This window comes from Streptomyces sp. 13-12-16 (assembly GCF_002114215.1).
Lineage (GTDB): Bacteria > Actinomycetota > Actinomycetes > Streptomycetales > Streptomycetaceae > Streptomyces.
This window is the reverse complement of record NZ_NCTE01001021.1, coordinates 1-1,426: the sequence shown is the minus strand read 5'-3', so window position 1 is coordinate 1,426 and position 1,426 is coordinate 1. Positions and strand designations below refer to the sequence as shown.

The 1,426-nt window shown below is 75.0% G+C and carries 1 protein-coding gene and 2 pseudogenes; 1 reads left to right on the top strand and 2 read right to left on the bottom strand.

The window, feature by feature from the left end:
* A pseudogene (locus tag B7767_RS34480) lies at positions 1–390 on the top strand (O-antigen ligase family protein); the annotation flags it as partial.
* A 287-nt stretch (positions 391–677) separates the two neighbouring features.
* Here the strand turns inward: B7767_RS34480 and B7767_RS34475 are convergent.
* A complete protein-coding gene (locus B7767_RS34475; RefSeq protein WP_085575536.1) occupies positions 678–1,223 on the bottom strand; it encodes a hypothetical protein in 546 nt (181 codons plus the stop codon).
* A gap of 50 nt (positions 1,224–1,273) precedes the next feature.
* Positions 1,274–1,426, bottom strand: a pseudogene (locus B7767_RS48605) (glutamate racemase); the annotation flags it as partial.

Below are 1,426 nucleotides of genomic sequence, written 5' to 3'. Positions count from 1 at the left end.
CGGGACGCGCTCGTCATGGTCCGGGAGCATGCGTGGCTGGGCGTGGGGCCGGGGCGTTTCGGGGAGCTGAGCGCGGCGTCGGGCCGGTCGCCGTCGGCGGACGGCAAGCCGCATTCCGCGTCGTTGCAGTTGGCGGCGGAGCAGGGGGTCGTGGGAGTGGTGCTGTTGGGGGTGGCCTTCGGCTGGCTGGTGTACGCGTTGTGGCGCAGTCCTCGGGGGACGCCGGTGGTGCTCAGTGCGGGGGTTTCCCTGACCGTGCTCGCTGCCGTCGCCTCGGTGGGCAACGCGCTGAGCTTCACCGCGGTGTCCATGGGGGGCGGGGTGCTGGCGGGGCTGGCTACGTCACGGCCGTTCGCGGAGGAGGCGTCGCGCCGCGCGGGGGGTACGTGACGGCGGTTGGTGCTCGCGGGGCGCGTTCGCACGGGGGGCGGTGCGCCGGGGGGCGCGGGTGGTTGGTGCTCGCGGGAGGTGTTCGCGCGGCCCGGCGCCTGCGGGGTGCCTCCCCCACCCTCGGCTGCGCTCGGACGGAGGCACCCCCATCGCCCTGGGGCACCTCCCAGGCCTTCAAGGCACTGGGGGAGGCACCATTGCCCGCGGATTGCGGAGGCACTGTCCGCGGGAGCGGGGCGTGCGGGCGACCGCGCAGAGCGCGGCATGCAGGGGCCGTAGGCGCGGGGTCAGCGGGTCGCGCCTGGTTTGTGGGGGCGGAGGCGGTCCCGGATGACCGTCACCGCTGCTTCCGCGTCGTCCACCGTCACCGTGAAGGTGTGGCCGTCCCACAGGCGCAGGATGATGCCCTCGCCGCGGCGCACGACGACCGCCGTGCCCTTCTCGGGGCGCCAGCGGTATCCCCAGCCGCCCCAGTGCCGCGGGGTGACGTGCGGGGCGAAGTCCGCTCCCGCGACGTGTGAGAGCGGGATGCGGCGGCGGGGTACGCCGATGTGACCGCAGCGCACCTCCAGGTGCTCCTCGTCGACCCGCAGTGCGACGTGCACGAAGGCGAGGGTGCCGAACAGGACCAGCAGCCCGGCGGCGATGCAGCCGACGACGGCCATGGCCAGCGGCGCGATGCCGGACGTCCACTGGGAGTCGACGGCCAGCGTGATGCCGAGCGCCAGACAGGCGACGCCGATCAGCGCCAGGAACCACTGGAAGCGGTTGGTCGCGCGACCGGTCCAGACCTCGGAGTACGGGGCATGCTCGCCGTGGCGGTGGTCCCTCATGGATCCGAGGTTACTCAGGATCCGCTCCGCGGGTACCGCGTTGCGCGGCGTTACTGGGCCGTCCGGGCGGCAGCGGCGTGCCGCAGCAGCCGGCCCTCCGCGTAGGTGAGGGCGGCCGTGGGCAGCGCGCCCTCGCGCCCGCTCAGCAGCACCGTCAGGGTGCCGCTCGCCGGCGCCCGGGGGGCGGGCTGCTCGCCGAGGCG

Coding starts and splice junctions, on each gene's coding strand:
- B7767_RS34475 (WP_085575536.1), bottom strand. CDS start 1,223: ATGAGGGACCACCGCCACGGCGAGCATGCCCCGTACTCCGAGGTCTGG.